Origin of the sequence: Modestobacter sp. VKM Ac-2984 (genome assembly GCF_026967985.1) — a bacterium.
In the GTDB taxonomy this organism is placed as follows: domain Bacteria; phylum Actinomycetota; class Actinomycetes; order Mycobacteriales; family Geodermatophilaceae; genus Modestobacter.
Map to the genome: position 1 here is coordinate 58,262 of NZ_JAPVBJ010000006.1, position 25,334 is coordinate 83,595.

General features: G+C 74.3%; 23 protein-coding genes and 1 riboswitch. Of the genes, 16 read left to right on the forward strand and 7 right to left on the reverse strand.

Annotated features, from left to right (window positions below):
- Positions 1 to 14: 14 nt before the first annotated feature.
- Both O2W16_RS13620 and O2W16_RS13625 read right to left on the reverse strand, forming a co-directional pair.
- Positions 15 to 686, reverse strand: a complete 672-nt coding sequence (locus tag O2W16_RS13620; protein ID WP_269159350.1) for an O-methyltransferase — start codon at positions 684 to 686, stop codon at positions 15 to 17.
- Positions 687 to 766: 80 nt separating this feature from the next.
- Positions 767 to 1,357 (reverse strand): hypothetical protein, encoded by a 591-nt coding sequence (locus O2W16_RS13625; RefSeq protein WP_269159351.1) that lies wholly within the window; start codon positions 1,355 to 1,357, stop codon positions 767 to 769.
- A gap of 188 nt (positions 1,358 to 1,545) precedes the next feature.
- Between O2W16_RS13625 and O2W16_RS13630 the strand changes: the two genes are divergently transcribed.
- The 13 genes from O2W16_RS13630 (at position 1,546) to araA (ending at position 17,510) form a co-directional block, all read left to right on the forward strand.
- Complete coding sequence (locus tag O2W16_RS13630; protein WP_269159352.1) at positions 1,546 to 3,126, forward strand: AMP-binding protein; 1,581 nt, start codon at positions 1,546 to 1,548, stop codon at positions 3,124 to 3,126.
- Positions 3,123 to 3,650 (forward strand): PaaI family thioesterase, encoded by a 528-nt coding sequence (locus O2W16_RS13635; RefSeq protein ID WP_269159353.1) that lies wholly within the window; start codon positions 3,123 to 3,125, stop codon positions 3,648 to 3,650. Before O2W16_RS13630 ends, O2W16_RS13635 begins: the two co-directional genes overlap by 4 nt.
- The gene (locus O2W16_RS13640) at positions 3,644 to 5,029 is read left to right on the forward strand and encodes a condensation domain-containing protein (RefSeq protein WP_269159354.1); all 1,386 of its coding nucleotides are present in this window, start codon (positions 3,644 to 3,646) and stop codon (positions 5,027 to 5,029) included. Before O2W16_RS13635 ends, O2W16_RS13640 begins: the two co-directional genes overlap by 7 nt.
- Entirely contained in the window at positions 5,026 to 6,243 is a 1,218-nt protein-coding gene (locus O2W16_RS13645; protein ID WP_269159355.1) for a cytochrome P450, read from the forward strand. Before O2W16_RS13640 ends, O2W16_RS13645 begins: the two co-directional genes overlap by 4 nt.
- A gap of 76 nt (positions 6,244 to 6,319) precedes the next feature.
- The gene (locus O2W16_RS13650; protein ID WP_269159356.1) at positions 6,320 to 7,861 is read left to right on the forward strand and encodes a class I adenylate-forming enzyme family protein; all 1,542 of its coding nucleotides are present in this window, start codon (positions 6,320 to 6,322) and stop codon (positions 7,859 to 7,861) included.
- Positions 7,858 to 8,109 carry an acyl carrier protein gene (locus O2W16_RS13655; RefSeq protein WP_269159357.1) on the forward strand — a complete coding sequence of 84 codons (252 nt, stop codon included), beginning with the start codon at positions 7,858 to 7,860 and terminating at the stop codon, positions 8,107 to 8,109. The genes O2W16_RS13650 and O2W16_RS13655 overlap by 4 nt, the downstream gene beginning before the upstream one ends.
- 223 nt (positions 8,110 to 8,332) lie before the next feature.
- Positions 8,333 to 9,484, forward strand: a complete 1,152-nt coding sequence (gene chvE / locus O2W16_RS13660) for a multiple monosaccharide ABC transporter substrate-binding protein (RefSeq protein WP_269159358.1) — start codon at positions 8,333 to 8,335, stop codon at positions 9,482 to 9,484.
- A gap of 153 nt (positions 9,485 to 9,637) precedes the next feature.
- Positions 9,638 to 11,176, forward strand: a complete 1,539-nt coding sequence (mmsA, locus tag O2W16_RS13665) for a multiple monosaccharide ABC transporter ATP-binding protein (protein WP_269159359.1) — start codon at positions 9,638 to 9,640, stop codon at positions 11,174 to 11,176.
- Positions 11,173 to 12,426, forward strand: coding sequence for a multiple monosaccharide ABC transporter permease (mmsB, locus tag O2W16_RS13670; protein ID WP_269159360.1), 1,254 nt, complete (start codon positions 11,173 to 11,175; stop codon positions 12,424 to 12,426). The genes mmsA and mmsB overlap by 4 nt, the downstream gene beginning before the upstream one ends.
- A gap of 120 nt (positions 12,427 to 12,546) precedes the next feature.
- Positions 12,547 to 13,551: a LacI family DNA-binding transcriptional regulator gene (locus O2W16_RS13675; protein WP_269159361.1), complete on the forward strand. Its 1,005-nt coding sequence runs from the start codon at positions 12,547 to 12,549 to the stop codon at positions 13,549 to 13,551.
- Between the two features lie 103 nt (positions 13,552 to 13,654).
- Positions 13,655 to 15,310, forward strand: a complete 1,656-nt coding sequence (locus tag O2W16_RS13680; protein ID WP_269159362.1) for a xylulokinase — start codon at positions 13,655 to 13,657, stop codon at positions 15,308 to 15,310.
- Entirely contained in the window at positions 15,307 to 15,990 is a 684-nt protein-coding gene (locus O2W16_RS13685; RefSeq protein WP_269159363.1) for an L-ribulose-5-phosphate 4-epimerase, read from the forward strand. The genes O2W16_RS13680 and O2W16_RS13685 overlap by 4 nt, the downstream gene beginning before the upstream one ends.
- On the forward strand, positions 15,987 to 17,510 hold the full coding sequence (gene araA / locus O2W16_RS13690; protein WP_269159364.1) for an L-arabinose isomerase: 1,524 nt from the start codon (positions 15,987 to 15,989) through the stop codon (positions 17,508 to 17,510). Before O2W16_RS13685 ends, araA begins: the two co-directional genes overlap by 4 nt.
- 51 nt (positions 17,511 to 17,561) lie before the next feature.
- Here araA and O2W16_RS13695 read toward each other — a convergent pair whose 3' ends face one another.
- From O2W16_RS13695 to O2W16_RS13710, 4 genes are all read right to left on the reverse strand, one after another.
- Positions 17,562 to 18,548: a hypothetical protein gene (locus tag O2W16_RS13695; RefSeq protein ID WP_269159365.1), complete on the reverse strand. Its 987-nt coding sequence runs from the start codon at positions 18,546 to 18,548 to the stop codon at positions 17,562 to 17,564.
- On the reverse strand, positions 18,545 to 19,069 hold the full coding sequence (locus O2W16_RS13700) for a SigE family RNA polymerase sigma factor (RefSeq protein ID WP_269159366.1): 525 nt from the start codon (positions 19,067 to 19,069) through the stop codon (positions 18,545 to 18,547). The genes O2W16_RS13695 and O2W16_RS13700 overlap by 4 nt, the downstream gene beginning before the upstream one ends.
- Positions 19,070 to 19,330: 261 nt before the next feature.
- Positions 19,331 to 20,095 (reverse strand): LysM peptidoglycan-binding domain-containing protein, encoded by a 765-nt coding sequence (locus O2W16_RS13705; RefSeq protein WP_269159367.1) that lies wholly within the window; start codon positions 20,093 to 20,095, stop codon positions 19,331 to 19,333.
- Positions 20,096 to 20,218: 123 nt separating this feature from the next.
- Positions 20,219 to 20,317, reverse strand: a riboswitch (cyclic di-AMP (ydaO/yuaA leader).
- Positions 20,318 to 20,544: 227 nt separating this feature from the next.
- A complete protein-coding gene (locus O2W16_RS13710) occupies positions 20,545 to 21,756 on the reverse strand; it encodes a cytochrome P450 (RefSeq protein WP_269159368.1) in 1,212 nt (403 codons plus the stop codon).
- 110 nt (positions 21,757 to 21,866) lie between these two features.
- Here O2W16_RS13710 and O2W16_RS13715 point away from each other — a divergent pair, with 110 nt between their 5' ends.
- A complete protein-coding gene (locus tag O2W16_RS13715; RefSeq protein ID WP_269159369.1) occupies positions 21,867 to 22,799 on the forward strand; it encodes a DUF5926 family protein in 933 nt (310 codons plus the stop codon).
- A 113-nt stretch (positions 22,800 to 22,912) separates the two neighbouring features.
- Entirely contained in the window at positions 22,913 to 23,878 is a 966-nt protein-coding gene (locus tag O2W16_RS13720; protein ID WP_269159370.1) for a cytochrome c oxidase assembly protein, read from the forward strand.
- Between the two features lie 18 nt (positions 23,879 to 23,896).
- Here the strand turns inward: O2W16_RS13720 and O2W16_RS13725 are convergent, their stop codons facing one another.
- The gene (locus O2W16_RS13725) at positions 23,897 to 24,451 is read right to left on the reverse strand and encodes a sigma-70 family RNA polymerase sigma factor (protein ID WP_269159371.1); all 555 of its coding nucleotides are present in this window, start codon (positions 24,449 to 24,451) and stop codon (positions 23,897 to 23,899) included.
- 47 nt (positions 24,452 to 24,498) lie between these two features.
- On the opposite strand from O2W16_RS13725, the gene O2W16_RS13730 reads away from it, so the two are divergent.
- Entirely contained in the window at positions 24,499 to 25,272 is a 774-nt protein-coding gene (locus O2W16_RS13730; RefSeq protein WP_269159372.1) for a zf-HC2 domain-containing protein, read from the forward strand.
- Positions 25,273 to 25,334 lie beyond the last annotated feature (62 nt).

Sequence of the window (25,334 nt, forward strand, 5' to 3'; positions counted from 1 at the left end):
GCGTCGCCCGGCGGTCACCGCTTGCGGGCCAGGGTGAGGCCGTCGGCCATCGGCAGCACGACCACCTCCACCCGGTCGTCGGCCACCAGCCGGCTGTTGAAGGCCCGGAGCGCCGCGGCGTCCCCGGACGCGGCCGGGTCCAGCACCCGGCCGCCCAGCAGCGTGTTGTCGTACACCAGCAGCCCACCCGGCCGGACCCGGGGGAGCAGCTCGTCGTGGTAGGTGGCGTAGCCGGCCTTGTCCGCGTCGACGAAGGCCAGCTCGAAGCGCTCCTCCCGGGGGAGCGCGCGGAGGGTCTCCGCTGCCGGGCCGAGCCGGAGCTCGACCCGGTCGGTGAGCCCCGCCTCGGCCCAGGCGTGGGCGGCCGTCGTGGTCGCCGCCGCGCTGATGTCGCAGCACAGCAGCCGCCCGCCCGGTGGCAGGGCCCGGGCGATCGAGATCGACGAGTACCCGGTGAACGTGCCGATCTCCACCGCCTGCCGGGCGCCCACCAGGTGGGTCAGCAGGGTGAGCAGCGGGCCCTGCTCGGGGGCGATCTGCATGGTCGCGTGCCGCGGGTACTGCTGACGGGTCCGGGCGACCAGCAGCTCCTGAACCGGATGGGCCGGGGTGCTGTGCGCGAGGACGTAGTCGACGACGTCCGGGGTCGGGGCCACCCGGCGCGGCTCCCCGGGGGTCCGGGTCACCGCACCGGCCGTGGCCGGTCCGGACGGCGTCGGGGGCCGGTCGTGGTCCCCGACGCCCTCCGGTGTGCTCACCCGGCAGGTCAGCGGCGGAAGCGGGACTTGTGCGACGTCTCCCGCATGTCCTGCTTGAGGTGGGAGAACATCAGGGCCCCGACCGCCGCCGGCACGATGACGTGCCAGGCGTGCCCGATCCGCTCGAGCCGTTCGGCCCGCCCCTTCTCCTCGGGGCTGAGCGTCACCACCGTGCCGGTCGCGGTGCCGGCGGGGGTGCCGACCGCGGTCACGGTCGAGGCGCGCTTCGCGTAGATCTCGTTGCCCTTGTTGCGGGCCTTCATGGCGGCCACGGATGCGCCGAGCGCCACCCCGGTCAGGGTGGCCCGCATCGCGTCCTCGGGGCCGTCCTTGATCCACTTCGGCACGCCGTTGTCGAACGGGGCGCCGTCGTAGCGCGCCATGCTGGTGCCCCACACGTAGGCGGTCACCGCCCCGGCGGTCAGGCCGCGGGACGCCTTCCACCCTGAGTCGAGCACCCGGGCGCGCTCGGCCGGGTCGTCGATCGCCCCGCCGACGCCCCGGAGCAGGGAGCCCAGCGCGGCGAGCGAACTGCCCCACCAGGCTGCCAGACCCATGTCCCGGATCGCCCGGTAGTTCCTGTCGGACCTCTCGCTCACGTTTCCTCCTGGGATGGCTGTCGCGTCGGCCGTGGCCTCGTCGGCCGGTGACCCTGGACAGGACGCCGGGCCTGCGCTCTCTCCGAGTGCGACCGCTACCGGGGCTGGGTACGGTGGGGCCTACGGATGTGAGGATCGTCTCAATACCGGGTGGAGGCCGCATCTTGAGCTCGTCCCGGGACGGGGCCGTGCGCACACCCGGGGACGAGCCGGCCGCCGCCCTCCGCGGGCTCTACGAGGACGTCCTGGGCGTCGTCGGGGTCGGTGCCGACGACGGGTTCTTCGTGGTCGGCGGGTCGTCCCTGCTCGTCGAGGTGCTGCTGGAGCGGGTGGTGGGCGAGTTCGGCGTGACGGTGCCCGTGGAGGACTTCTACGCCGAGCCGACGCTGGCCGGCCTCCAGACGCTGGTGTTCCCCGTCGCCGACGGGGGGCCGTGGGGCGACCAGGTGACCGGGGAGACGGACCTGCTGGCACTGCTGACCGACGCGGCCGGCGACGACCCGGCGCGCGCGGCGGTCACCGGACCGGACGGCACCCTGACCTACGCCGACGTGCTGGCCGTGGTGGCCGAGGCGCGTGCTGCTGCCGCGGACCGACCGGCGGACCCGCGGGTGGTCCGGCTGCCGACGACGGCGTCGGGTGCCCGGGTCGCCCTCGCCGCGCTGGCCGGGCAGGAGCCGGTGCTGCTGCTGGACCCCGCCGCGACCGGGGCCGAGGAGCAGCAGGCCTGGACGGCGTTGACCGGCGAGCTCGCCGAGGGCCGGCTCCCGGTGGCGGTCCACGCCGTCACGACGTCCGGGTCCACCGGGCGGGCGAAGGTCGTGCTCACCCCGAACGACGGCACCGTGCGGCTCCGGCTGAGCCAGGCCCGGGACCTGGGCGTACGCCCGGGGGACCGCTACCTGGTGACCGCACCGCTGCACTACGGCTACGGGCTCGGCGCCGGCCTGCTGGCCGGCCTGCTCGGTGGGGCCACCGTGCTGCTCCCGCCGCAGCCGCTGACGCCGGAGTCCGTGCGGACCTGGGCCGAGCAGCACGCGATCACCCTGCTGATGGGCGTCGGGCTGCCCTACCGCTTCCTGCTGGCCGCCGGGGCGTCCCTGCCGTCTCTCCGGCTGGCGATGGTCGGCGGCGAGCCGCTGGCACCGGCGCTGGCCGACGCCTGGCGGGAGCGCATCGGCGTGCCGCTGGCCGATGCCTACGGCACCAGCGAGACCGGGCACGTCAGCACGAACGTCGCGGGGGTCCCCGGCTCGGTGGGCCGGGCGCTGCCGGGCGTGGAGCTCCGGGTGCTGCCCGAGGGCGGGGTGCCGCAGCCGACGGGCACGGGCGAGCTGCTGGTCCGGTCCCCGGCGCTGGCCCTGGGCTACGCCGGTGACCCGGAGCTGACCGCCGACCGGTTCCGGGACGGCTGGTACCACACCGGCGACCTCGCCGAGGTGCGCCCCGACGGGCAGTTGTACCTGCGCGGCCGCCTGGACGACCAGCTCAACGTGGGCGGCGCGAAGGTCGACCCGCGCGAGGTGGAGGCGGTGTGCCGGGAGGCGCTGGAGCTGCGGGACTGCGCCGTCGTCGGGCAGCCGCTCCCGTCGGGCCGCACGGAGATCTGCGCCTACGTCGTCGCCGACCGGCCGGTGAGCCGGGCCGACCTGGTGCAGGCGCTCGGCGACCGGCTCAGCAGCTACAAGATCCCCAGCCGGGTGGTGCAGCTGGACGCACTGCCCCGCGGCAGCAACGGCAAGCTCGCCCGCCAGGAGCTGCCCCGATGACCGTCACCGGTGGGCGGCCGGACCCGGCGCCGGCCGGGGACCCCGCAGTGGCGGCCCGGCTGGCCGAGGGGTCCCTGGGCGACGTGCCGCTGGCGGTGCTGCAGGCGGGGCTGCGACTGCCGCTGCACGACCACCTCGGGCTCGAGCTGACCGGGCTGCGGCCGGTGGTGGTCGAGCTGCCGCTCACCGACCACTGCCGCACCCAGGCCGGCCCGCTCCACGGCGGTGCGCTCGCCACGCTCGTCGACGTGGCCGGCAACGTCGCCGTCGCCACCAGCGGCGCGGTCGACGTCTCCCGCTACGGCCTGGTCACCGTCCGGGCCGAGATCGACTTCCGGGCCCAGCCGACCGGGGAGCGGGTCCGGGCCGAGGCCGAGGTCGTCGAGGTCGGCCGGCGGTCGGCGCGGACCGAGTGCGTCGTTCGGGACGACGCCGGGCGGGTCGTCGGCCGGGCCACGCTGACCACCCGGATGCTGCCGCGCGCCGGGCTGCCCGGGACCGGCCTGGCGGGCGCCGGGTGCTGACCGCGGCGGGGCCTGCGACGGGGCCGGGGAGTGGGCCCGCGGCCGGGGGTCCGCCGCTGTCCTGGCCGCAGGAGGTGTTGTGGCTCGCCGAGCGGATGCGCCCGGGCACGGTGCTGGACCCGCGCTGCGCGGTGCACCGGGCCTTCCACTTCCCCGAACCGCCGGACCTGGCGCTGCTCGGCCGGGCGCTCACCGCGGTGGTGGCGCGGCACGACGGCGTCCGCACCGTGCCGGTCCCGGAGGACGACGGGGTGCGCCTGGTGGTGTGCCGTCCTTCGGCGGTGACGGTCGAGATCGCGCCGCTGCCCCTGGGCGCCGGGGACGACGAGGTCCGCCGCGGCGTCCTCGCCGCCGCCACCGCCCCCTACGACCTGGCGGCCGGCCCGCTGCTGCGGGCGGCCTGGCTGCCCCGCGACCGCGGCGGGACCCTGGTCCTGGCCCTGCACCACTGGGCCGGCGACGTCGCCGCCCTCGACGCGCTGCAGCAGGAGGCCGCCGAGCTGTACGCGTGCCTCCGCGACGGCCGCCCGGCGCCGCCGGAGCCACCGGGCTACGCCGCCCTCGCCGCGGCCCGGCGGGCGGCGGACCCGGCCGGGCACGAGGAGCTCTCGGCCTGGTGGCGGACGGAGCTGGCCGGTGCCCGCCGGGGCGCCCTGCCGGGCAGCGGGGCGGGCCGGACCGGCGGGGCGACCGGGCTGCTGGCCCGGCCGCTCGGCGGCCCGGCGTCGACCGCGTTGCTGGAGCTCACCGCCGTCCACCGCGCCTCGCCGTACATGGTGCTGCTGGCCGCGATCGGTGCCCTGCTGGACGACGGCCGGGACGACCCGGACCACCTGGACGCCACCGTCTTCACCGTGGACGGCGGCCGGTCGGGGTCGGACCGCCGGGTGATCGGCTTCCTGTCCGAACCGCTGCCGCTGCGGCTGCGGCTGGACCGGACCCAGCCGTTCGGTGCCGCGGTCGCCGCCGCACGGACCACGGTGCTGGCCGCGATGGGGCACCGCGACGTCCCGTTCGTCCGGCTGCTGCAGACCGCGCCCCGCCTGGCGGTCGCCCTGCTCCGCGGGCGGCGGCCGGCCACGCTCGTGCAGTACTTCGCACCGGCCGACCTCGACCTCGGCGGCCGGCGGGGACACGTGCTGCCGACGTTCCCGGCCACCGGGGCGGTGGAGGCCCACCCGTGGGCGGTCCCGGTGGACCTGGACGTCACCGTGGAGCGGCAGGGCGCCGAGCACAGCGTGGCGGTGCTCTTCGACCCCGGGCTCTGGGACCGGGCCGACCTCGAGTCCGCCCTGGACCGGCTGGAGGCCGTGCTCACCGGCGGCCTGGCCGACCCGGTGCGGCCACTGGCCCGGCTCGCCGCCGGCGGGCCGCGATGACCACCGGCGGGGCCGCGATGGCCACCGGTGCCACGGCGCCGGGCCCGGTGGACTGGTTCCCCCTCCAGCTGCCCGGTGTGCCGGCCGGCCCGCCGGCCGCCCGGGCGGCCGCCCTCGCGGGCAAGCGCGCCCGGACCCCCGTCGAGCCGATGGCCGCCTTCGGCGCGGACGGGGCGGTGTGGACGGTCTACCGGTACGACGACGCCGCCGCGGTCCTGGCCGACGACGCCCGGTTCTCCGTCGGGGTGGTCGAGGAGCGGTACGGCGCCGTCCTCGGCCGGTCGATGCTCACCGGGGCGCCGCGGGTCCGGCGGGCGCTGCGCCGGGTGCTCGCCACCCACCTGCACCCGGACGACCCGGCGGTGGCCGCCCTGGTCGAGTCGGTCGTCACCGAGCGGGTCGCGGCGCTGGCGCCGGCCCCGGACGGCCCGGTCGACCTTGCTCCGCTGCTGGGCGCCCAGGTGCCGGCGCGGGTGCTCGTCCGGCTGCTGGGGCTCCCGGCGGAGGAGTGGGCGGCGGTCGCCGGGCTGGCGTCGGCCGCGGCCGGCTTCCTGTCCGACCCGCGGGGTGCGCTGCGGGCGGCCCGGGCGCTGCGCCGGTCGTTCGCCGGGCAGCTGCACGCCACCGGACCGGGAGACGACGTGGTCACCGCCCTGGCGCAGCTGGAGGTCGACGGGGAACGGCTGGCCGAGGCCGAAGTGGTGGCGTCCCTGCTCCTGCTGGCCTGGGCCGGCACCGAGACCGCGCACCCGGCGATCCTGACCTGCCTGTACGCCGTCCTGGCCCACCCCGGGCTGGCGTCGGCGGTCCGCGCCGACCCGGCACTGGCCCTGGCGGCGGTCGACGAGGCGCTGCGCTGGGAGGCGCCGGTCCAGGTGACCTCCCGCCGGGCCGAGTGCGCGACCCGGGTCGGGGACACCGTGGTCCCGGCGGGCGCCACGGTCCTGGTGCACCTGGGCTCGGCGAACCGGGACGAGCGCCGCTTCCCCGACCCGGACCGCTTCGATCCCACCCGCACCGGCGGCCCGGGCCACCTGGCCTTCGGCACCGGCGTGCACCGCTGTCTCGGCTGGCAACTGGCCCGCACCGAGGTCGCGACGTGCGTCCGGGTCCTGCTCGACCGCTGGCCGGACCTGCGGCTGGCCGAGGACTCCCCGCCACCCGAGGGCGCGGTGCTGCGCAGCCCCCGCCGACTGCTCGCGCACCTGCGCTGAGACCGCCCCGACCGCCCACCGAGCCCGATCCCCAGCCACCGGAGGACACGTGCGACAGGTCCCGCTCCGTCCCAGCATGACCCTCGGCGAGGTCCTCGCCGCGGCCACCGCAGCGGCCGGGGACGCCCGGCTGGTCGCCGACGGCACGCAGGTGACCCTGCGGGAGCTCGCCGCCCGGGCGGCGGACCGGGCGGCGGAGCTGCGCGGCGCCGGCCTCGGGCCCGGGGACGCGGTGGGTCTGCTGCTGCCCAACGGGATCAGCTACGCCGAGGCCTTCTTCGCCACGGTCCTGCTCGGGGGCGTGGTCGTCCCGCTGGACGGCCAGTCGACCGACCGGGAGCTGGCCGAGGTCGGCCAGGCGGTCGACCTGCGCGCGACGGTCGGCGAGCGCGAGCGCCCGCCGGCGGCCGGCCGGGTCGACGTCCTCGCCACCGGTGAGGGCTGGCAGGTCCCCGGCGCCCCGCCGCCGGTGCCCGGGCCGCCGGCGGTGCGCCGGCGGGACGACACGGCCGCCGTCTTCTTCACCTCCGGGACCACCGGGGCCCCCAAGCCGGTGCCGCTCACCCACCACGCCGTCGTGCGTCCGCTGATCGCCCTGCAGCGGCTGCACGCCGCCTTCTTCGGCGGCTCCCCGGTCACCCGGGTGCGGAAGGTGGCCACGGTGACCGCGCGGCACGGCACCAAGCTGCTGAAGGCCAGCGGCCGGCAGACCTGGCTGACCGCCAGCCCGTTCCGCGCGATGGCGGGACACCAGGTGCTGACCGGGTCGCTGCTGCTGGGGCACGACCTGGTGACCACCCCCAGCTTCGTCCCCCGCCGCGTCCTGGAGCTGGTCGACGCCCACGGGGTGAACGTGCTGGCCGGGACGCCGGCGATGCTGGAACTGCTGCTCCGCGTCGAGGACGTCTCGCGCTACGACCTGTCCTCGCTGCTGGTGATCGGGTTGGGCGGCGGGCCGGCGGCCCCCGACCTCGTGGAGCGGGCGCGCACCCGGTTCGGTTGCGCGGTCACGGTGGGCTACGGGTCCACCGAACTGGGCGGTGGGGTGCTGGCGACCCGCCTGGAGGACCCCCTCCGGGCCCAGGCGGAGACCGTCGGCCGGCCGTTCCCCGGCACGGAGGTGCGGATCGTCGACGAGTCGGGTGCCGAGGTGCCCGCCGGCACCCCGGGGGAGCTGCTGTGCCGGCCGCCGGGCACGGCCGGGGACCAGCCCTGGCTGCACACCCGCGACCTCGGGGTCCAGGACGACGCCGGCAACATCCGGATCCTGGGGCGAGTCGACGACCTGATCGTCCGGGGCGGGCAGAACGTCCACCCCTCGGAGGTGGAACGGGTGGTCGCCGAGCTGCCGGGCGTGGAGCGGTGCGCGGCGGTCGGCGTGCCGGTGCACGGCGACCAGCAGGTGTGGCTGTTCGTCGTCCCCGGCGGGGAGCAGGAACCAGCTGCCCAGGACGTCCGCCGGCACTGCCGGGCGCAGCTCGCCCCGGCCAAGCAGCCGGACCGGGTCCGTTTCGTGCCGGAGATCCCGGTGAACGAGTACGGCGAGGTGCGCCGGAACCGGCTGCGCGAACAGGCAGTCGCCGAACTGACGGGCGAGCGGGAAGGGGCCACGCAGTGACCGACGGACGACTGTCCCTGGAGGCGTTCCGGGACCGGCTGGCCGAGGAGCTGGAGGTGGACCTCGCCGACGCCGGACCCGGCAGCCGGCTGGGTGACGACCTGGAGCTCGACTCGGTCCAGCGGCTGGAGGCCCTCGTGGCCGTGGAGGACCTGGGGGTCCACCTCCCCGACGACAGCGTCGGGCCCGAGCAGACCCTCGGGGGCCTGCACGAGCTCTACCTCCGGGAACAGCCGCCCCAGCCCTGAGCTGCCGGTGCACCGGTGCACCCCCGGCGGGTGACCTCCGCCACGGTCCGGCGCGCCGGCTCGCCTGGCGGGGCGGCTGGTGAACGGACCGTTACGCGACCGTGACGATCAACTTGGGGTGACGGGCTTGACGGACCGGGGTTGTTAACGCTCACACTGTCTCAGCCCGCAGCGGCGGGCCTGCGCCATCAGGGGGCAGATGTCTCGAAGGAGAGATGTGGCAGTGAACAAGAAGCTCGGACTGACCGCCCTCGGCGCCTCGCTGGCGCTCACCCTCAGCGCATGTGGCGGCGAGGGTGCCGGCAGCAACACGAACACCGCGGACGCCGACCCGTCGGACCTCACCATCGGCGTCTCGATGCCGACCGAGACCTCCGAGCGCTGGATCGCCGACGGCGCCAACGTCGAGGACCAGCTCGAGTCGGCCGGGTACGACGTCGAGCTGCTGTACGCCGGTGACGACATCCCGACCCAGTCGCAGCAGATCGACCAGATGATCGCCCAGGGTGTCGACGCACTGATCGTCGCGGCGATCGACGGCACCGCGCTCAGCGCGCAGCTGCAGAACGCGGCCGACCAGGACATCCCGGTGATCAGCTACGACCGGCTGATCCGGGAGACCGAGAACGTCGACTTCTACGTCAGCTTCGACAACTTCAAGGTCGGCGTCGCACAGGGCACTGCCCTGCTGAACGGCCTGGGCATCACCGACGAAGAGGGCAACCCGACCGGGGCCACCGGGCCGTTCAACATCGAGCTGTTCGCCGGCTCGCTGGACGACAACAACGCCGGCTTCTTCTTCGACGGCGCCATGTCGGTCCTGCAGCCCTACATCGACAACGGCACGCTCGTCGTCAAGTCCGGCCAGACCGGCATCGAGCAGGCCGCCACGCTGCGCTGGTCGCAGGAGACCGCCCAGCGGCGCATGGAGGACCTGCTCACCTCCAGCTACAACGACGGCTCGGCCGTCAACGGCGTCCTGTCGCCCTACGACGGCATCTCCCGCGGCATCATCACCGCGCTGCAGAACGCCGGCTACGGCCCGACGCAGGACGCCCAGCCCAAGCCGATGCCGGTGATCACCGGGCAGGACGCCGAGATCGCGTCGGTCAAGCTGATCGCCGACAACGTCCAGGACTCCACGGTGTTCAAGGACACCCGGCTGCTGGCCGAGCAGGCCGTCGCCGCCGCCACCGCCTACCTCGAGGGCGAGGTGCCGGAGGCCAACGACACCGAGACCTACGACAACGGTGTCAAGGTCGTCCCGTCCTACCTGCTCCCGATCGAGACGGTCTACCAGGACGACATCGAGTCGGTCCTGATCGACTCCGGCTACTACACGGCCGAAGAGGTCGCCGCCGGTCAGACGGACTGACGTCCGTCCCCCAGTCCCGGCCGGGTCCGGCAGCATGCTGCCGGACCCGGCCGGTTCCACCCCACCTGCCGGTGGGGCGACCGCAGCTCCACACCCCGAGTGACCCGCACTCGGTCCATCCATCCCTTGTGAATGACGAGGACGACGGAGTCCATGGACGACAACATCCTGGAGATGCGCTCCATCACCAAGACCTTCCCCGGGGTCAAGGCCCTGGAGGACGTGTCGCTGACCGTGCGACGCGGCGAGGTCCACGCGATCTGTGGTGAGAACGGCGCGGGCAAGTCCACGCTGATGAAGGTGCTCTCCGGCGTCTACCCGGCCGGCAGCTACGACGGTGAGATCGTCTTCGACGGCGACGTGTGCCGGTTCTCCGGCATCCGCGACAGCGAGCACGTGGGGATCGCGATCATCCACCAGGAGCTCGCGCTGGTGCCCTACCTCTCCATCGCGGAGAACATCTTCCTGGGCAACGAGCGCCGTGGCCGTGGCGGCCTGATCAACTGGAACAAGGTCAACGCCGAGGCGGGTGAGCTGCTGGACTCCGTGGGCCTGGACGAGAACCCGCTCATCCCCGTCGGCCAGCTCGGCGTCGGCAAGCAGCAGCTGGTGGAGATCGCCAAGGCGCTGTCCAAGGACGTGAAGCTGCTCATCCTGGACGAGCCCACCGCGGCGCTCAACGACACCGACTCCGCGCACCTGCTCGGCCTGCTCCGCACGCTGCAGGAGCGCGGGATCACCTCGATCATCATCTCGCACAAGCTGAACGAGATCACCGCGATCGCCGACAACGTGACGATCATCCGGGACGGGCAGACCGTCGAGACGCTGAGCCTGCACGCCGGCGAGGTCACCCAGGACCGGATCATCCGCGGCATGGTCGGCCGCGACCTGGAGTCCTACTACCCCGAGCGCGAGTCGCACCCGGGCGCGGAGGTCCTCCGCGTCGAGGACTGGACGGTCAAGCACCCCACCCAGGACCGCCTGGTGGTCGACCACGCCAACCTCTCCGTGCGCGCCGGTGAGGTCGTCGGCATCGCCGGGCTGATGGGCGCCGGGCGCACCGAGCTCGCGATGAGCATCTTCGGCCGCTCCTACGGCCGGGACATCTCCGGGCGGGTCTTCATGCACGGCAAGGAGGTGCGGACCCGCACCGTCACCGAGGCGATCGACAACGGCATCGCCTACGCGACCGAGGACCGCAAGAAGTACGGCCTCAACCTGATCGAGGACATCCGGCGGAACATCTCCGCAGCCGGGCTCGGCAAGCTGTCCCGCCGTGGCTGGGTGAACAGCAACGAGGAGACCAAGGTCGCCGAGTCCAGCCGGAAGAGCATGAACATCAAGGCGCCCAGCGTCTCGTCGATCGTGGGCAAGCTCTCCGGCGGCAACCAGCAGAAGGTCGTCCTGTCCAAGTGGCTCTACACGGACCCGGACGTGCTCATCCTCGACGAGCCCACCCGCGGCATCGACGTGGGCGCCAAGTACGAGATCTACACGATCATCAACGACCTCGTGGCGGCCGGGAAGGCCGTCGTCGTCATCTCGTCCGAGCTGCCCGAGCTGCTCGGCACCTGCGACCGCGTCTACACGCTGTCCGCCGGCCGGATCACCGGTGAGGTGCCGGTGCGTGAGGCCACCCAGGAGAGCCTGATGGCGCTCATGACCAAGGAGAGGGAGCTCGCAGCATGACCAGGACCGTTCCCCCAGAAGCGGGCCAGACCCCGCCGAACGCCGAGTTCACGCCCAAGCCCGCCGGGCAGAGCGGTTCGGGCAACATGCGCGAGTTCCTCCGCAGCAACCTGCGCCAGAGCGGCATCTACATCGCCTTCATCGCGATCGTCGCCCTCTTCACGTTCCTGACCGACGGCACGCTGCTCAGCGCCGGGAACGTCACCAACCTGGTCCTGCAGTACTCCTACATCCTGGTGCTCGCCATCGGCATGGTCATCGTGATCATCGCCGGGCACATCGACCTCTCCGTGGGGTCGGTGGTCGCGCTCACCGGGGCGGTCTCCGCCGTGCTGGTCATCGACCGGGGCCTGCCCTGGTGGGCCGGCGTCCTGGCCGCCATCGCGGTGGGCCTGCTCGTCGGCGCCTGGCACGGCTTCTGGGTCGCCTACGTCGGCATCCCGGCGTTCATCGTGACCCTCGCCGGCATGCTGCTGTTCCGCGGGCTGACGCTGCAGGTGCTGGACAACGTCTCGCTGTCGCCGTTCCCGGCGGAGTACCGCGACGTGGCCAGCGGGTTCCTCAACGGCCTGCTCGGCGGCTACGGCTACGACACCTTCACCCTGGTCATCGGCGCCGTCGCGGTGGCCGGTTACGCGGTCAGCGGGTGGCGCTCACGTGCCGCCCGGACGCGCTACGGGCAGCCGGTCGAGTCCCTGGCGCTGTTCATCGTCAAGGTCCTCGCCGTCGGCGCGGTCGTGATGGCCTTCGCCTGGCAGCTGGCCAACGCCCGCGGCCTCCCCATCGTGCTGATCATCCTGGGTGTGCTGGCGATCGCCTACGGCCTGATCACCAAGAACACGGTGTTCGGGCGGCAGGTGTACGCGATCGGCGGCAACCTCTCGGCGGCGACGCTGTCCGGCGTCAAGGTCAAGGCCGTCAACTTCTGGATCTTCGTCAACATGGGCTTCCTGTCCGCGGTGGCCGGGGTCATCTACTCCAGCCGCTCCAACGGTGCCCAGCCGGCCGCCGGTGAGATGTTCGAGCTGGACGCCATCGCCGCTGCCTTCATCGGTGGCGCGGCGGTCACCGGCGGTGTCGGCACCGTGGTCGGGGCCATGGTCGGTGGTCTGATCATGGCGGTCATGAGCAACGGCATGTCGCTCCTGGGCGTCGACCAGTCGATCCAGTCCGTGGTCAAGGGCCTCGTGCTGCTGCTGGCCGTCGCCTTCGACGTCTACAACAAGCGGCGCGCCGGAGCCTCCCGCTGACGTAGGTCGCGGAGCCACCAAGTCGAGGGCGGCACCGGCGCCGTCCTCACCTCGAGGACGGCATCGGCGCCGCCCTCTGCTGAAGGGGGAACCGTGCTGCCCGATGGAGCGCCGCGCGCGTTGGCACTGTCCGACGTCGCCGTGCACGCCGGCGTCTCGCACCAGACGGTGTCCCGGGTCGTCAACGGGCACCCGAACGTGGCGCCGGCGACCAGGGAACGCGTCCAGCGGGCCATCACCGAGCTCGGCTACCGGCCGAACGCGGCGGCCCGTGCCCTGGTCACCGGGTCCACCCGCTCGTTCGGGCTGGTGATCTCGCACATCAACCAGTACGGGCCGGCGCAGACGCTGCTCGGGCTGGAGAAGGCCGCCCGCGCGGCCGGCTACTCCCTCGGCGTCGCCATCCTGGACGACGACAGCGAAGCGGCGATGCGCGAGGCGGTCGACCGCTTCGTGGCCCAGTCCGTCGACGCGGTGGTCGCCCTCTCCACCTACGGCCAGGCGGTGGAGGCGCTGCGGCGGTTCGAGGCGCCGGTGCCGCTGATCGCTGTGCAGGTGGGCCGGGACGAGTCCCGGCCCACGGTGTGGGTCGCGCAGGAGGTGGGGGCCGAGCTGGCCACCCGCCACCTGCTCGAGCTCGGGCACCGCACGGTGCACCACGTCACCGGGCCACCGGACTCGCTGGAGGCCCGGGGTCGCGTGGTCGGCTGGCGTCGCGCCCTGGAGCAGGCCGGGGCCCCCGTGCCCGAACCACTGTGCGGGGACTGGTGGGCCTCCGCGGGGCACGCGGCCGGCCGGGCGCTCGCCGCACGGGTGCGGGCCGGGCAGGAGGACGTCACCGCCGTCTTCGTGGCCAACGACCAGATGGCGCTGGGACTGCTCAGCGCCCTGGCCGACGAGGGGCTGTCGGTCCCCGGGGACATCAGCGTCGTGGGCTTCGACGACGTGCCCGAGTGCGAGTACTTCAGCCCGCCGCTCACCACGGTGCGGCAGGACTTCGCCGAGCTGGGCCGCCGGGGCGTCGAGCTGGTGCTCGCCCGGCTGCGCGGAGAACCGCTGGAGTCCCAGCCGGTGCTGCCGCAGCTGATCGTGCGGCGGTCCACCGGACCGGCCCGCCGGGTTTGACTGTGCTGTTGTTAACGCTAACAATCGACCACCGTGCCGCGATCCGCAGCCGTCCGGCTCGCTGCGACCAGGCCCGGCACGGTGGGCGGAAAGGGCTCCTGACATGACGATGGACGCAGGCACCGCGATCACCTCCGGTCGCACGGCCCTGGGGATCGAGTTCGGCTCGACCCGGATCAAGGCGGTGCTGATCGGCCCGGACCACGCGCCGCTCGCCGTCGGCAGCCACGACTGGGAGAACCAGTTGGTCGACCGGCTCTGGACGTACTCCCTGGAGGACGTGTGGTCCGGGGTGCAGCAGAGCGTCGCGGCTCTGGTCGAGGACGTGCGGCGACGCCACGGGGTCGAGCTGGCCGGCGTCGGTGCGCTCGGTGTCTCCGCGATGATGCACGGCTACCTGGCGTTCGACGCCGACGGCGAGCTGCTCGCGCCGTTCCGCACCTGGCGCAACACGAACACCGGTCGCGCAGCCGAGCGGCTCAGCGCGGAGTTCGGGTGCAACATCCCGCACCGCTGGAGCGTCGCGCACCTCTACCAGGCCGTCCTGGACCGCGAGGAGCACGTGGGCCGGGTCGACCACCTGACCACGCTGGCCGGGTACGTGCACTGGCGGCTCACCGGCGAGAAGGTCCTCGGCGTCGGGGACGCCAGCGGCATGTTCCCGATCGGCGCCGACGGCGGGTACGACGCCGCGATGCTGGCCCGGTTCGATCAGCTGGCCGCCGAGGCCGGGGTCGAGCTGGGTCTCGCCGAGCTGCTGCCGGCCATCGCCGTCGCCGGCCAGCCGGCCGGCACGCTCACCGAGGCAGGCGCACGGCTGCTCGACCCCACCGGGGCGCTGCGCCCCGGCGTGCCGCTCTGTCCCCCGGAGGGTGACGCGGGCACCGGGATGGTCGCCACCAACTCCGTCGCCCCGCGCACCGGCAACGTCTCCGCCGGCACGTCGGTCTTCGCCATGGTCGTGCTCGAGCGCGAGCTCGCCCAGGTGCACCGCGAGCTGGACCTGGTGACCACGCCGGCCGGTGACCCGGTGGCGATGGTGCACTGCAACAACGGGGCCAGCGAGCTCAACGCCTGGGCCGGGCTGTTCGCCGAGTTCGCCCGCGCGCTGGGCGCCGAGGCCGACGCGTCCCAGGTCTTCGAGACCCTCTTCGCCGCCGCGCTGGGCGGGGCGAGCGACTGCGGCGGGATGCTCGCCTACAACTACCTCTCCGGTGAGCCGATCACCGAGTTCGAGGAGGGCCGGCCGCTCTTCCTGCGCTCGCCGGACAGCCCGCTGCACCTCGGCACCTTCATGCGGACGCACCTGTTCTCGTCCCTGGCCACGCTCCGGATCGGCATGGACGTCCTGCAGAAGGCCGAGGGCGTGCGGCTGGACCGGATGTTCGCCCACGGCGGCATGTTCAAGACCGAGGGCGTGGCGCAGCGCTTCCTGGCTGCCGCGATCGACACCCCGGTCTCCGTCGGGGACGTCGCCGCGGAGGGGGGTGCGTGGGGCATCGCCGTCCTGGCTGCCTTCGCCACCCGGCGCGAGCCGGGCCAGAGCCTGGCGGACTACCTGGACGGCACCGTCTTCACCGACGCCGGCCTGACGACCGCCGAGCCCGACCCCGCCGACGTCGCCGGCTTCGACGCGTTCATGGCGCGGTACGTCGCCGCCCTCCCGGTCGAGCGGGCCGCCGTGGCGCACGTGGCCGTCGGCGACCGGCAGACCGACCCGACCCCGTCCGCCGCCACCACCGAGGAGCAGCCGGCATGACCGCCACCCCCACCCGCACCGAGCAGGGGACGTTGCGCGCGCAGCGCGAGCACGTCGCCCACCTGCACTCCTACCTCACCCGCTACGAGCTGGTCACCTGGACCTCGGGCAACGTCTCCGAGCGGGTCCCCGGCGAGGACCTGTTCGTCATCAAGGGCAGCGGCGTCGAGTACGACCAGCTGACCTGGGAGGGCATCACCGTCTGCGACCTGGACGGCAACGCCGTCGACGGGGTCCGGGCGCCGTCGTCCGACACGGCCGCGCACGCCTACGTCTACCGGAACATGCCCGAGGTCAACGGCCAGGTGCACACGCACAGCACCTACGCCGCGGCCTGGGCGGCCCGGCAGGAGGAGATCCCCTGCGTGCTCACGGCGATGGCCGACGAGTTCGGCGGGCCGATCCCGGTGGGCCCGTTCGCGCTGATCGGTGACGACTCGATCGGCCAGGGCATCGTCGCGACGCTGCAGGGGCACCGCTCGCCGGCGGTGCTGATGAAGAACCACGGCGTCTTCACCATCGGCCCCTCGGCGAAGGCCGCGGTCAAGGCCGCCGTCATGACCGAGGACGTCGCCCGCACGGTGCACCTCTCCCGGCAGCTCGGTGAGCCGGTCCCGATCGCGCAGGCGGACATCGACTCCCTGTACGCGCGCTACCAGAACGTCTACGGACAACGATGAGCACGAAGGAGCAGCAGGTGGCATTCGAGGGTCAGGAGATCTGGTTCCTCACCGGCAGCCAGGGGCTGTACGGCGAGGAGACGCTCCAGCAGGTCGCCGAGCAGTCGCAGCGGGTCGCCGCGACGCTGGACGGCGCCGACGCGGTGCCGGTCCGGGTGGTCTGGAAGCCGGTGCTCACCGACGCCGGGGCCATCCGCCGGATGATGGGGGAGGCGAACGAGGACCCGAACTGCCTCGGCGTCATCACCTGGATGCACACCTTCTCCCCGGCGAAGATGTGGATCTCCGGGCTGGACGCGCTGCGCAAGCCGTTGCTCCACCTGCACACCCAGGCCGACGCCGCCCTGCCGTGGGCGACGATCGACATGGACTTCATGAACCTCAACCAGGCCGCCCACGGCGACCGGGAGTACGGGTTCATGCTCACCCGGTTGCGCACGCCGCGCACGACCGTCTCCGGCCACGCGGGCAACCCGCGGGTGCAGGCCCGGGTCGGCTCCTGGGTCCGCGCCGCCGCCGGTGTGGCCGCCGCCCGCGGTCTCAAGCTGGCCCGCTTCGGCGACAACATGCGGAACGTCGCGGTCACCGAGGGCGACAAGGTCGAGGCGGAGATCCGCTTCGGCATGTCGGTCAACACCTGGGGCGTCAACGACCTGGTCGCCGTCGTCGAGCGGGTCGCCGACTCCGCCGTCGACGCGGTGGTGTCGGAGTACGGCGACCTGTACGAGATGGACGCCGACCTGCGCCCGGGCGGCGACCGGCACTCTCATGTGCGCTACCAGGCCCGGATCGAGGTGGCCCTGCGCCAGTTCCTCACCGAGGGCGGCTTCGGCGCCTTCACCACCAACTTCGAGGACCTCGGCGGCCTGCGTCAGCTCCCCGGCCTGGCCGTGCAGCGGCTGATGGCCGACGGCTACGGCTTCGGCGGCGAGGGCGACTGGAAGACCTCGGCGCTGCTGCGGGTGCTCAAGGTCGCGGCCCAGGGCCTGCCCGGTGGCACCTCCTTCATGGAGGACTACACCTACGACCTGGCCTCCGAGACCCCGAAGATCCTCGGTGCCCACATGCTCGAGGTGTGCCCGACGATCGCCGGGGAGCGCCCGCGGCTGGAGGTGCACCCGCTCGGCATCGGTGGCCGTGAGGACCCGGCCCGGCTGGTGTTCAACGCCGCCCCCGGCACGGGCATCACGCTGGGCTGGTGCGACCTGGGCGACCGGTTCCGCTGGGTGGCCAACGAGATCGACGTCGTGGACCCGTCCGAGCCGCTGCCGAACCTGCCGGTGGCGCGGGCGGTGTGGGAGCCCCGGCCGGACTTCGAGACGGCGACCGAGGGCTGGCTGACCGCCGGCGGGCCGCACCACACGGTGCTGTCGACCCAGCTGGGGGCCGAGGAGCTCACCGACCTGGCCGAGGTCTTCGACACCGAGCTGGTGCTCATCGACGCCGACACCACCCGGCGCAGCCTGGCCAAGGAGCTGCGCTGGAGCGCTGCCTACCACCGGCTCAACCAGCGCCTCTGAGCGCCTGACGCACGACGCCCCGCCCGGTGCTGCGGGCGGGGCGTCGTCGTCTCACCCGTAGTTCCGGGCGACGCCGTCGAGCAGTGCGGTGAACGCCTCGGCGGCGGTGACCTCGCCGCCCTGGTCGGCTGTGGCGTCGAGCACCCAGGTGCCCTTGCCGCGGGCGTCGGGGACGGCCAGCTGGAACGACGCCTGGTCGACCGAGCTGCACCGGATCAGCACGCCACCGTCGGCGACGTCGGCCCGGGGGCAGGGGGTCGGATCGCCCTGGGGCACCCAGTCGAACGCATCGCGGGCGACGTCGGCGGGCGTCGTCCCGTCGCCCAGGAAGCCCACGCCCACCGTGAACGGGTAGTCGATGGTGTCGTACAGCAGCGGTACTGGCGCCCAGGTGCACGCGCCGGGCAGCGTGCCGGTCCAGTAGCTCATCCGGGACCCGAGAGCAGCGGAGAGGCCGTCGGACAGCACCGGACAGGTGGAGAGGTCGTCCGCGGTGTCCCGGCCCGGGTACGGCTTGGGCTCCGGCAGCCACCGGTCCCACTCGGTGGGCGAGGGGAACGCCAGGGACGGCGGCAGGGTGTCGACCACCCGGTCCAGGTCGGCCTGGGCCTCGGCGGTCAGCCGCGCCTTCTCCGCCGCGGACACCACCGGGACCGGTTCCTTGCCGTAGGCCTCGGTCGCACCGCCGGTGCGGGTGGCGTCCCCCGCGTCGGCGGTGGCCGGGCTGTCGTCGGGCACCGGTGTCCCGGACGGCGTGTCACCCCCGGGCGGCGTCGGTGCCGTGGCCGGCGCCGACGAGGTGACCGTCGGGCGCACGGTGTCCCCGGGGAGCGGTGCGGAGGACTGTGGGCCGACGGCGACCGCGCCTCCGACGGCCACCGCGGCCACGCCGACGGCGACCGCCGTCACCGTCCGCCGGGTCCGGCGCCGGTGGCGCCAGCGGGCCACCGCGCCCGCGGCGTCGCCGCCTCCGCCGGCGGTCAACTCGTCGGCCAGACCGTGCAGCCGGCCGGCGAGGTCGCGCTCGTGGGGGTTCACGTGTGTCTCCGGGTGGTCCGTGCCGGCTCGGGGGAACGGTCCAGGACGGTGCGCAGCACGGCGAGGCCGCGGGAGACGTGCTTGCCGACCGTGCTCACCGAACAGCCCATCAGGCGTGCGGTGTCGGCCTCGCTGAGGTCGTCGAGGTAGCGCAGCACCACCGCGGTGCGCACCCGCGGGCTCAGCTCGCGCAGCGCGGTGCGCAACTCGTCGGCCTCGGCGTGCAGCGCCTGCAGGTCCACGCGGTCCGGCGAGTCGGGGAACCACTCGACCACCTGCTCGGTGTTGCTGAGCCGGCGCAGCCAGCTGAGGTGGCCGTTGACCAGCATCTTGCGCAGGTAGGCGACGGGGTCGTCGGCGCGGCGGACCGTGCCCCACCGGCCGTAGGCGCGGGCCAGTGCGGTCTGCAGCAGGTCCTCGCCGCGGCCGCGGTCACCGGTCAGCAGCACCGCGGTGCGCAGCAGTCGTGGGCCGTGCGCACCGACGAAGTCGGTGAACTCCTCGTCCTGCTCCTTCGCCACCGCGTCCCTTCCGCTGGTCCCACTGAGGAGACGCATCGGCAGTCCGGCTGGCCCCCAGGCCCCCCGGTCACGATCCGGTAACGGCTCTGCGGGCGCGGCGTGTGGGCACCTGACAGGGGTCGGAGGACCTCGTCCGGGACGGACGACGCCCCGGCCGGTTGCCCGGCCGGGGCGTCGTCGTGCCGGTGGTCCGGTCGCCCGGACCACCGGTCCGGGTCGGTCAGCGCCTGATCGCGCCGACCGACCCGTCGTTCTCGTCGATCAGTACCAGTTGTTGGCCTGGGAGTGCGCCCACGCGGCGCACGGGGTGCCGTAGCGGTCGCTGATGTAGCCCAGACCCCAGGTGATCTGGGTCGCCGGGTTGGTGCGCCAGTCCGGGCCGGCCGAGGCCATCTTCGAGCCGGGCAGCGCCTGCGGGATGCCGTAGGCGCTGGAGTTGGGGTTGTCGGCCGTGGGGTTCCAGTTGCTCTCCTTCTCCCACAGGGCGTCCAGGCAGGCGAACTCGCCGGGGCCCCAGCCGCGCTCGGCGACCATGGTCCGGGCGATGGACCGGGGGTCACCGCTGGCGCTCCGGTCGGCGCTGCGGCTGGCGGCCTGCTGGACCGGCCGGCTGGGGGCCGGGGCCGCCGGGGCCGCCCCGCCGCCGAGGGTGAGCCGCTGCCCGACGCGGAGCACGTTCGGGTTGCCGCCGATGGTGCCCTGGTTGGCGGCGTAGATGCTCTGCCAGGTGGTGCCGTGCGCCGCGGCGATCTTGCTCAGCGTGTCGCCGGGTCGGACGACGTAGCTGCCGGACGCCGCCGCGGGTGCGGCCGCCGGTGCAGCCGCGGGGGCCGAGCCGCCGCCGATGGTCAGCACCTGGCCGACGCGCAGCACGTTCGGGTTGCCGCCGATGGTGCCCTGGTTGGCCGCGTAGACGGTCTGCCAGGTGGTGCCGTGGCTGCCGGCGAGCTTGCTGAGGGTGTCCCCGGGGCTGACGGTGTGGCTGCCGGTGTGGGCCTGGGCCGGTGCGATGACCCCGAAGGACATCGCTGCAGCTGCCGCGACCACCATGGCCGGGCGCGCCGCGGAAGCGAGGGCGGAACGCCCGGTGGAGCGGTCGCGCCGTGCCGTGAAGCGATTGAGCATGGGTGTGTGTGCCTCTCGCCGCCTGCGGAGTTAGCTGTCGGGTTCGGGCGAGAGCTGCCCGGCCGCGTACTGCGGCTTCACCCCAAGGCCCGGAGGCCTGGTCCTGCGAGGTGGGTCCCCCGCGCCTGCCCGTGGTCTCGTGACGTCCGGGCCGACGGTGGGCAGGTTCGGCGGTGTCGTCGTCCGGAGCCCGCCGTGTGGCGGACGCCTCAACGGTAGGCAGGCCATCGGCCGGAGGAACCGGTCGGCGACGAGCTTTCCCCGGCTTCCCGACGCGGTCAGCACCAGCTGTGACGGATCATGGACGCGGCGTCGACCGGTGCCCTGAGGTCGTCCCCCGGCGCAACGGCTCAGTGGCCGGTGAGCACGACCGGCAGGTCCTGGAGCCCGCGGATGACGAACTCCGGGCGGCGTCGGGCCGGGCGGGCCAGTTCCAGCCGGGAGGTGCGGCTCAGCAGTGCACCGAAGGAGGCCTGCAGCTCCACTCGCGCCAGCGGGGCACCGATGCAGAAGTGCACCCCCGCGCCGAAGGAGATGTGCGGGTTCTCGGTGCGCCCCACGTCGAGGGTGTCGGGGTCGGCGAAGACGGCCGGGTCCCGGTTCGCGCTGCCCAGCAGGGCGGCGATCTTCTGCCCGTGGGCGACGGTGACCCCGCCGATCTCGACGTCGGAGGTGGCGGTGCGCTCGAACAGCTGCAGCGGCGAGTCGTAGCGCATCAGCTCCTCGATTGCGGTCGGGAGCAGGGTCGGGTCCGCACGCAGCCGGTCCAGCTGGTCGGGGTGCTCCAGCAGCGCCAGCAGGCCGTTGCCGCTCACGTTGACCGTCGCCTCGTGGCCGGCGTTGAGCAGCAGGATGCAGGTGGTGACCAGCTCGTCCTCGGTGAGCCGGTCGCCCTCGGCGTCGCGCACCGTGACCAGGTGGGTGAGCAGGTCCTCTCCCGGGGCGGTCCGCCGCTCGGCGGCCAGCTCCCGGAGGTAGGCGACGAACTCGGCGGCGGCCCGCTCGGCGTCGGCCTCGACCTCCGTGGTCCGGCCGTACTCGTACATCTTCACGATCGCGTTCGACCACGGGCGCAGCAGTGGCCGGTCGGCCGCCGGCACCCCCAGCAGCTCGGCGATGACCGCCACCGGCAGCTCCTCGGCCATGCCGGAGAGCACGTCGACGCCGGTCTCCCCGGCGGAGCGCTCGACGAGGGAGTCGACGAGGGAGTCGGCCAGCTCCTGCACCCAGGGCCGCAGCCGCTCGACGTGGCCGCGGGCGAACGCCGCGCTGATCAGCCGGCGCAGCCGGGTGTGGGTGGGCGGCTCCATCTCCAGGATGGCGTTGCGGTGGATCAGGTTGAAGCTCTCGAACCGCTCGGCGGGGGTCCGGTCCGACCAGATCCGGCCCAGCCGCCGGTCCCGCAGGACGGCGTTGGCCTCGGCGTGGCCGAAGGCCAGCCACATGCCCTGCTGGTCGTTCCACTGCACCGGCGCAACGGTGCGGGCTGCGGCGAAGGCCGGGTAGGGGTCGGCGACCACGGCGGCGTCGGTCAGGTCGAACGGAGCAGGGGCCGGCGTCACCGGCAGCAGCGTAGTGAACGGCCTCGGCGGGACCGGACGTCCCGCCGCTGGGCCCGCCGTGACCCGGTGAGCGGCGGAGGCCGACCGGACCGCTGGCTACCCTCGCATGCATGGCCCGCACCACGACCCGCCGTCCCGCTGCCCCTGCGACAGCCGGCGAGACCAACCCGAAGGCGCCCTGCCCCTGCGGCTCCGGCCGCCGCTACAAGCACTGCCACGGCTCCGGCTACGGCCAGCCGGTGCTCCGCCCGTTCGAGGGCCTGCCCGGCGAGGTCGACTGGGTGGCGCTGCGCGAGCTCGTGCCGGCCGCCACGGCGCAGCTCACCACCACCGACGGCCGATCGGTCACGCTGGCCAGCGTCCTGCCCGGCGGCACGCCCGCCCTGGTGCGCGCCAACGGTGAGATCCTGCTCGGCGTCCAGCTCCAGACGTCCTCCGACGACGTCAGCCGCGACCTCGGCACCGCGCTCGCCGCCGCGCTCGAGGCGCCGGCCGGCGCCCCCGTCGACCCGGGGCCGATCGGCGCCGCCGGCTCGGCCGGGCCGCGGCTGCAGGAGCTGCTGGACCTCTCGGCGCCGTTCGAGGTCACCGTGCACGACGACTTCAGCTTCTGGCTGGAGGGTGCTGACGTCGACGCGGCCGCCCGGGCGAGCCTGCAGCAGGCCAACGAGATGGTGATGCCCACGGTGCGACTGGCCGGCCTGGAGGCCGCGTACTGGTGCCGGCCGACCACCGAGCGCGGGCACGTGCGCTGGGTGCGCCCCGAGCCGGAGGAGGCGCTGCTGGACGCCCTCGCCCGGCTCGGCGCGGCCGAGCAGCTCAGCCTGGGGGAGGGCACCCGCTACGCCGGTGCCTTCCGTGCGCTGGGCCTCGCCGTCCCGGTGTGGGACGTGCCGGGCGAGGTGCCCGGCGCCGAGTGGGCCGGTCCCTCGGCGGAGCTGCACACCCGGCTGGAGGCCGCGCTGGCGGTCACCGAGCCGCTGAACGCGGACGAGCGACGGGCCCGCGCCGGCCTGCTGTCCCGGCAGGTCACGCTGCGCTGAGCCGACGGGCCCGGCCCTCTCGCCGACTGCGGCGAGAGGGCCGGGCCAGGCCTACCGTGGGAGCCACACAGCGGGGCTGAGAGAGGACTGACGTGGGGCACGAGCACGGCGGCATGGGTTCGATGCACGTCCCGGAGCTGCCGCCGACCGCCGGCCGGGTGCTGGGACTGGACCTGGCCGCCGCCTCGCCGGTGGCCTGGGTCGCCGTGCTGCTGGCCGTCGGCTACCTGGTCGGGCTGTGGCGGCTGCACCGCCGGGGGGTGGCCTGGGCGCCGTCCCGCACGGTCGCCTGGCTGATCGGCTGCGCCGCCCTGTTCCACGTCACCGCCAGCGGCCTGCAGAGCTACGGGATGGTGCTGTTCAGCCTGCACATGGTGCAGCACATGGTGCTGAGCATGATCATCCCGCTGCTGTTGCTGCTCGGCGCCCCGGTCACCCTGATGTTGCGTGCCCTCCCCGCAGCGCAGGGGCCCGCGGGGGTGCCGCGGCGGGCGCTGCTCGGTGCGCTGCACAGCCGGCTGGGCCAGCTGGTCTCCTCGCCGTTCTTCACCATCCCGCTGTTCATCGCCAGCCTCTACGGCGTCTACTTCACCCCGCTGTTCGACGACCTCATGTCGACGACGGTCGGGCACACGTTCATGCTGCTGCACTTCCTAATCACCGGGCTGCTGTTCTTCGGCCCGATCATGGCCATCGACCCGTGGCCCCGGCGTTCCGGGCACGGTGCGCGGATGCTGGAGCTGCTGCTGCCCGCTCCGTTCCACGCCTTCTTCGGCGTGATCGTGATGATGAGCAGCTCGGTGCTGCTGACCAGCTACGCCACCCCGCCGGAGTCCTGGGGCATCGACCCGCTCTACGACCAGGGGGCGGCCGGCGGCATCGCCTGGTCGTTCGGTGAGTTCCCCACTGTGCTGGTGCTGGCGGTGGTCTTCTTCCAGTGGACCCGGTCCGAGGAGCGGGCCAACCGGGCCGCCGACCGGACGCGCGACCGGGCGATCGCCCGGGGCGAGAGCGGCGAGGACCCGGAGCTGGTCGCCTACAACGAGCGGCTGCGCCGCCTGGCCGCCCAGCACCCCTGACCGGCCGGGCCGAGAGCCTCAGGAGGGACGGCGGGTGCGGGGGTGGTCGGCCGCGACCAGCGCCTCGACCAGGTCCTCCCGGGCCCGGGCCACGCGCGAGCGGATCGTGCCGATCGGGCAGCCCACCACCTCCGCGGCCTCGGCGTAGGGCAACCCGATCAGCTGGGTGAGCACGAAGGCCTCCCGGCGCTCGGGCTCCAGCCGGTCCAGCACGTCCTGCGCGGCGACCGACCCGCCCACCTCGTCCTCCGGCACGTCGCGGACCAGGTCGGCCAGGTCGGTGTCGTCGGAGACCAGCACCAGGCCGCGGCGCTTCCGGGCCCGCAGGTGGTCGGCGCAGACCCGGCGGGCGATCGACAGCAGCCAGGTGCGCAGCGACGACCGCCCCTCGAAGCCCGGCAGCGCCGGGAGCGCCCGCAGGAACGTCTCCTGGGTGAGGTCCTCGGCGACCTGGCGGTCGGCCAGGTGCGCGCACAGCCGCCACACGTCGGTCTGCGTCTCCCGGATCAGCGCGGCCTGAGCCAGGCTGTCGCCCTCGGCTGCGCGGGCAGCGAGACGTTCCAGCTGCCCCACGTGGACCCTCCGGGAACTCTGCGGTCGTCGGCGGCGACTATGCCACCGTGAGCTGTGCAGCATGTCGTGAGGCGGTCTCCGCCGACCTGGACGGCGAGTCCCCCGGCCTGCCGCAGACCTGGGTCGACGAGCACCTGGGCAGGTGCCCGGCCTGCCGCGGATGGGCCGAGGCCGCGGCGGAGGTGACCCGGCGGGCCCGGCTGACCCCGGTCGCGGCGGTGCCCGACGTGACCGCCGCGGTGCTGGGCCGGCTGCCCGCGGTGCAGCCGGCGGTCCGCTCCCGGGCGTGGCTGGACGCCGCCCTCCGGCTCACCCTGCTGGCCGTCGGCGCCGGTCAGCTGGCGGTCAGCCTGCCGGCGCTGCTGGGCGCCGGTGGTGCGGCAGCCGCCCCGGTGCACCTGGCGCACGAGACGGGGGCCTGGAACCTGGGGCTGGCCGCCTGCTTCCTCGGCGTCGCCGTGCTGCCGCGGCTGGCGGCCGGGGCCCTGCCCTTCCTGCTGCCCTTCACCGCGGTGCTCGCCTGGGTCACCGTCGGGGACCTCGGGGCCGGTCACGTGCACACCGGCCGGGCGGTCGGCCACCTGCTGCTGCTCGGCGGGGCCGTGCTGGTCAGCTGGCTCGCGCTGCGCAACCGCGGCGCCCGCACCGGGCCGACCGGGGAGCGGGTCGCCCGACCGGTGACGCGGTGGGCCACGGCTCGCGACGAGGACCTCGGCCGGTGGGCCGGGCGTCGGGCCGCCGGGCCGGCCGCTCGGGCCGCCGGGCCGGCCGCCCGGGTCGCGGTCCGGGTCGACCACGGCGGTCGGCGCGAGGCTGCCTGACCGGGGCGCGGCTGGTTGACTGCCCGCGGTGACCAGTTGACCGGCGCCGTCGGCGCGACCGG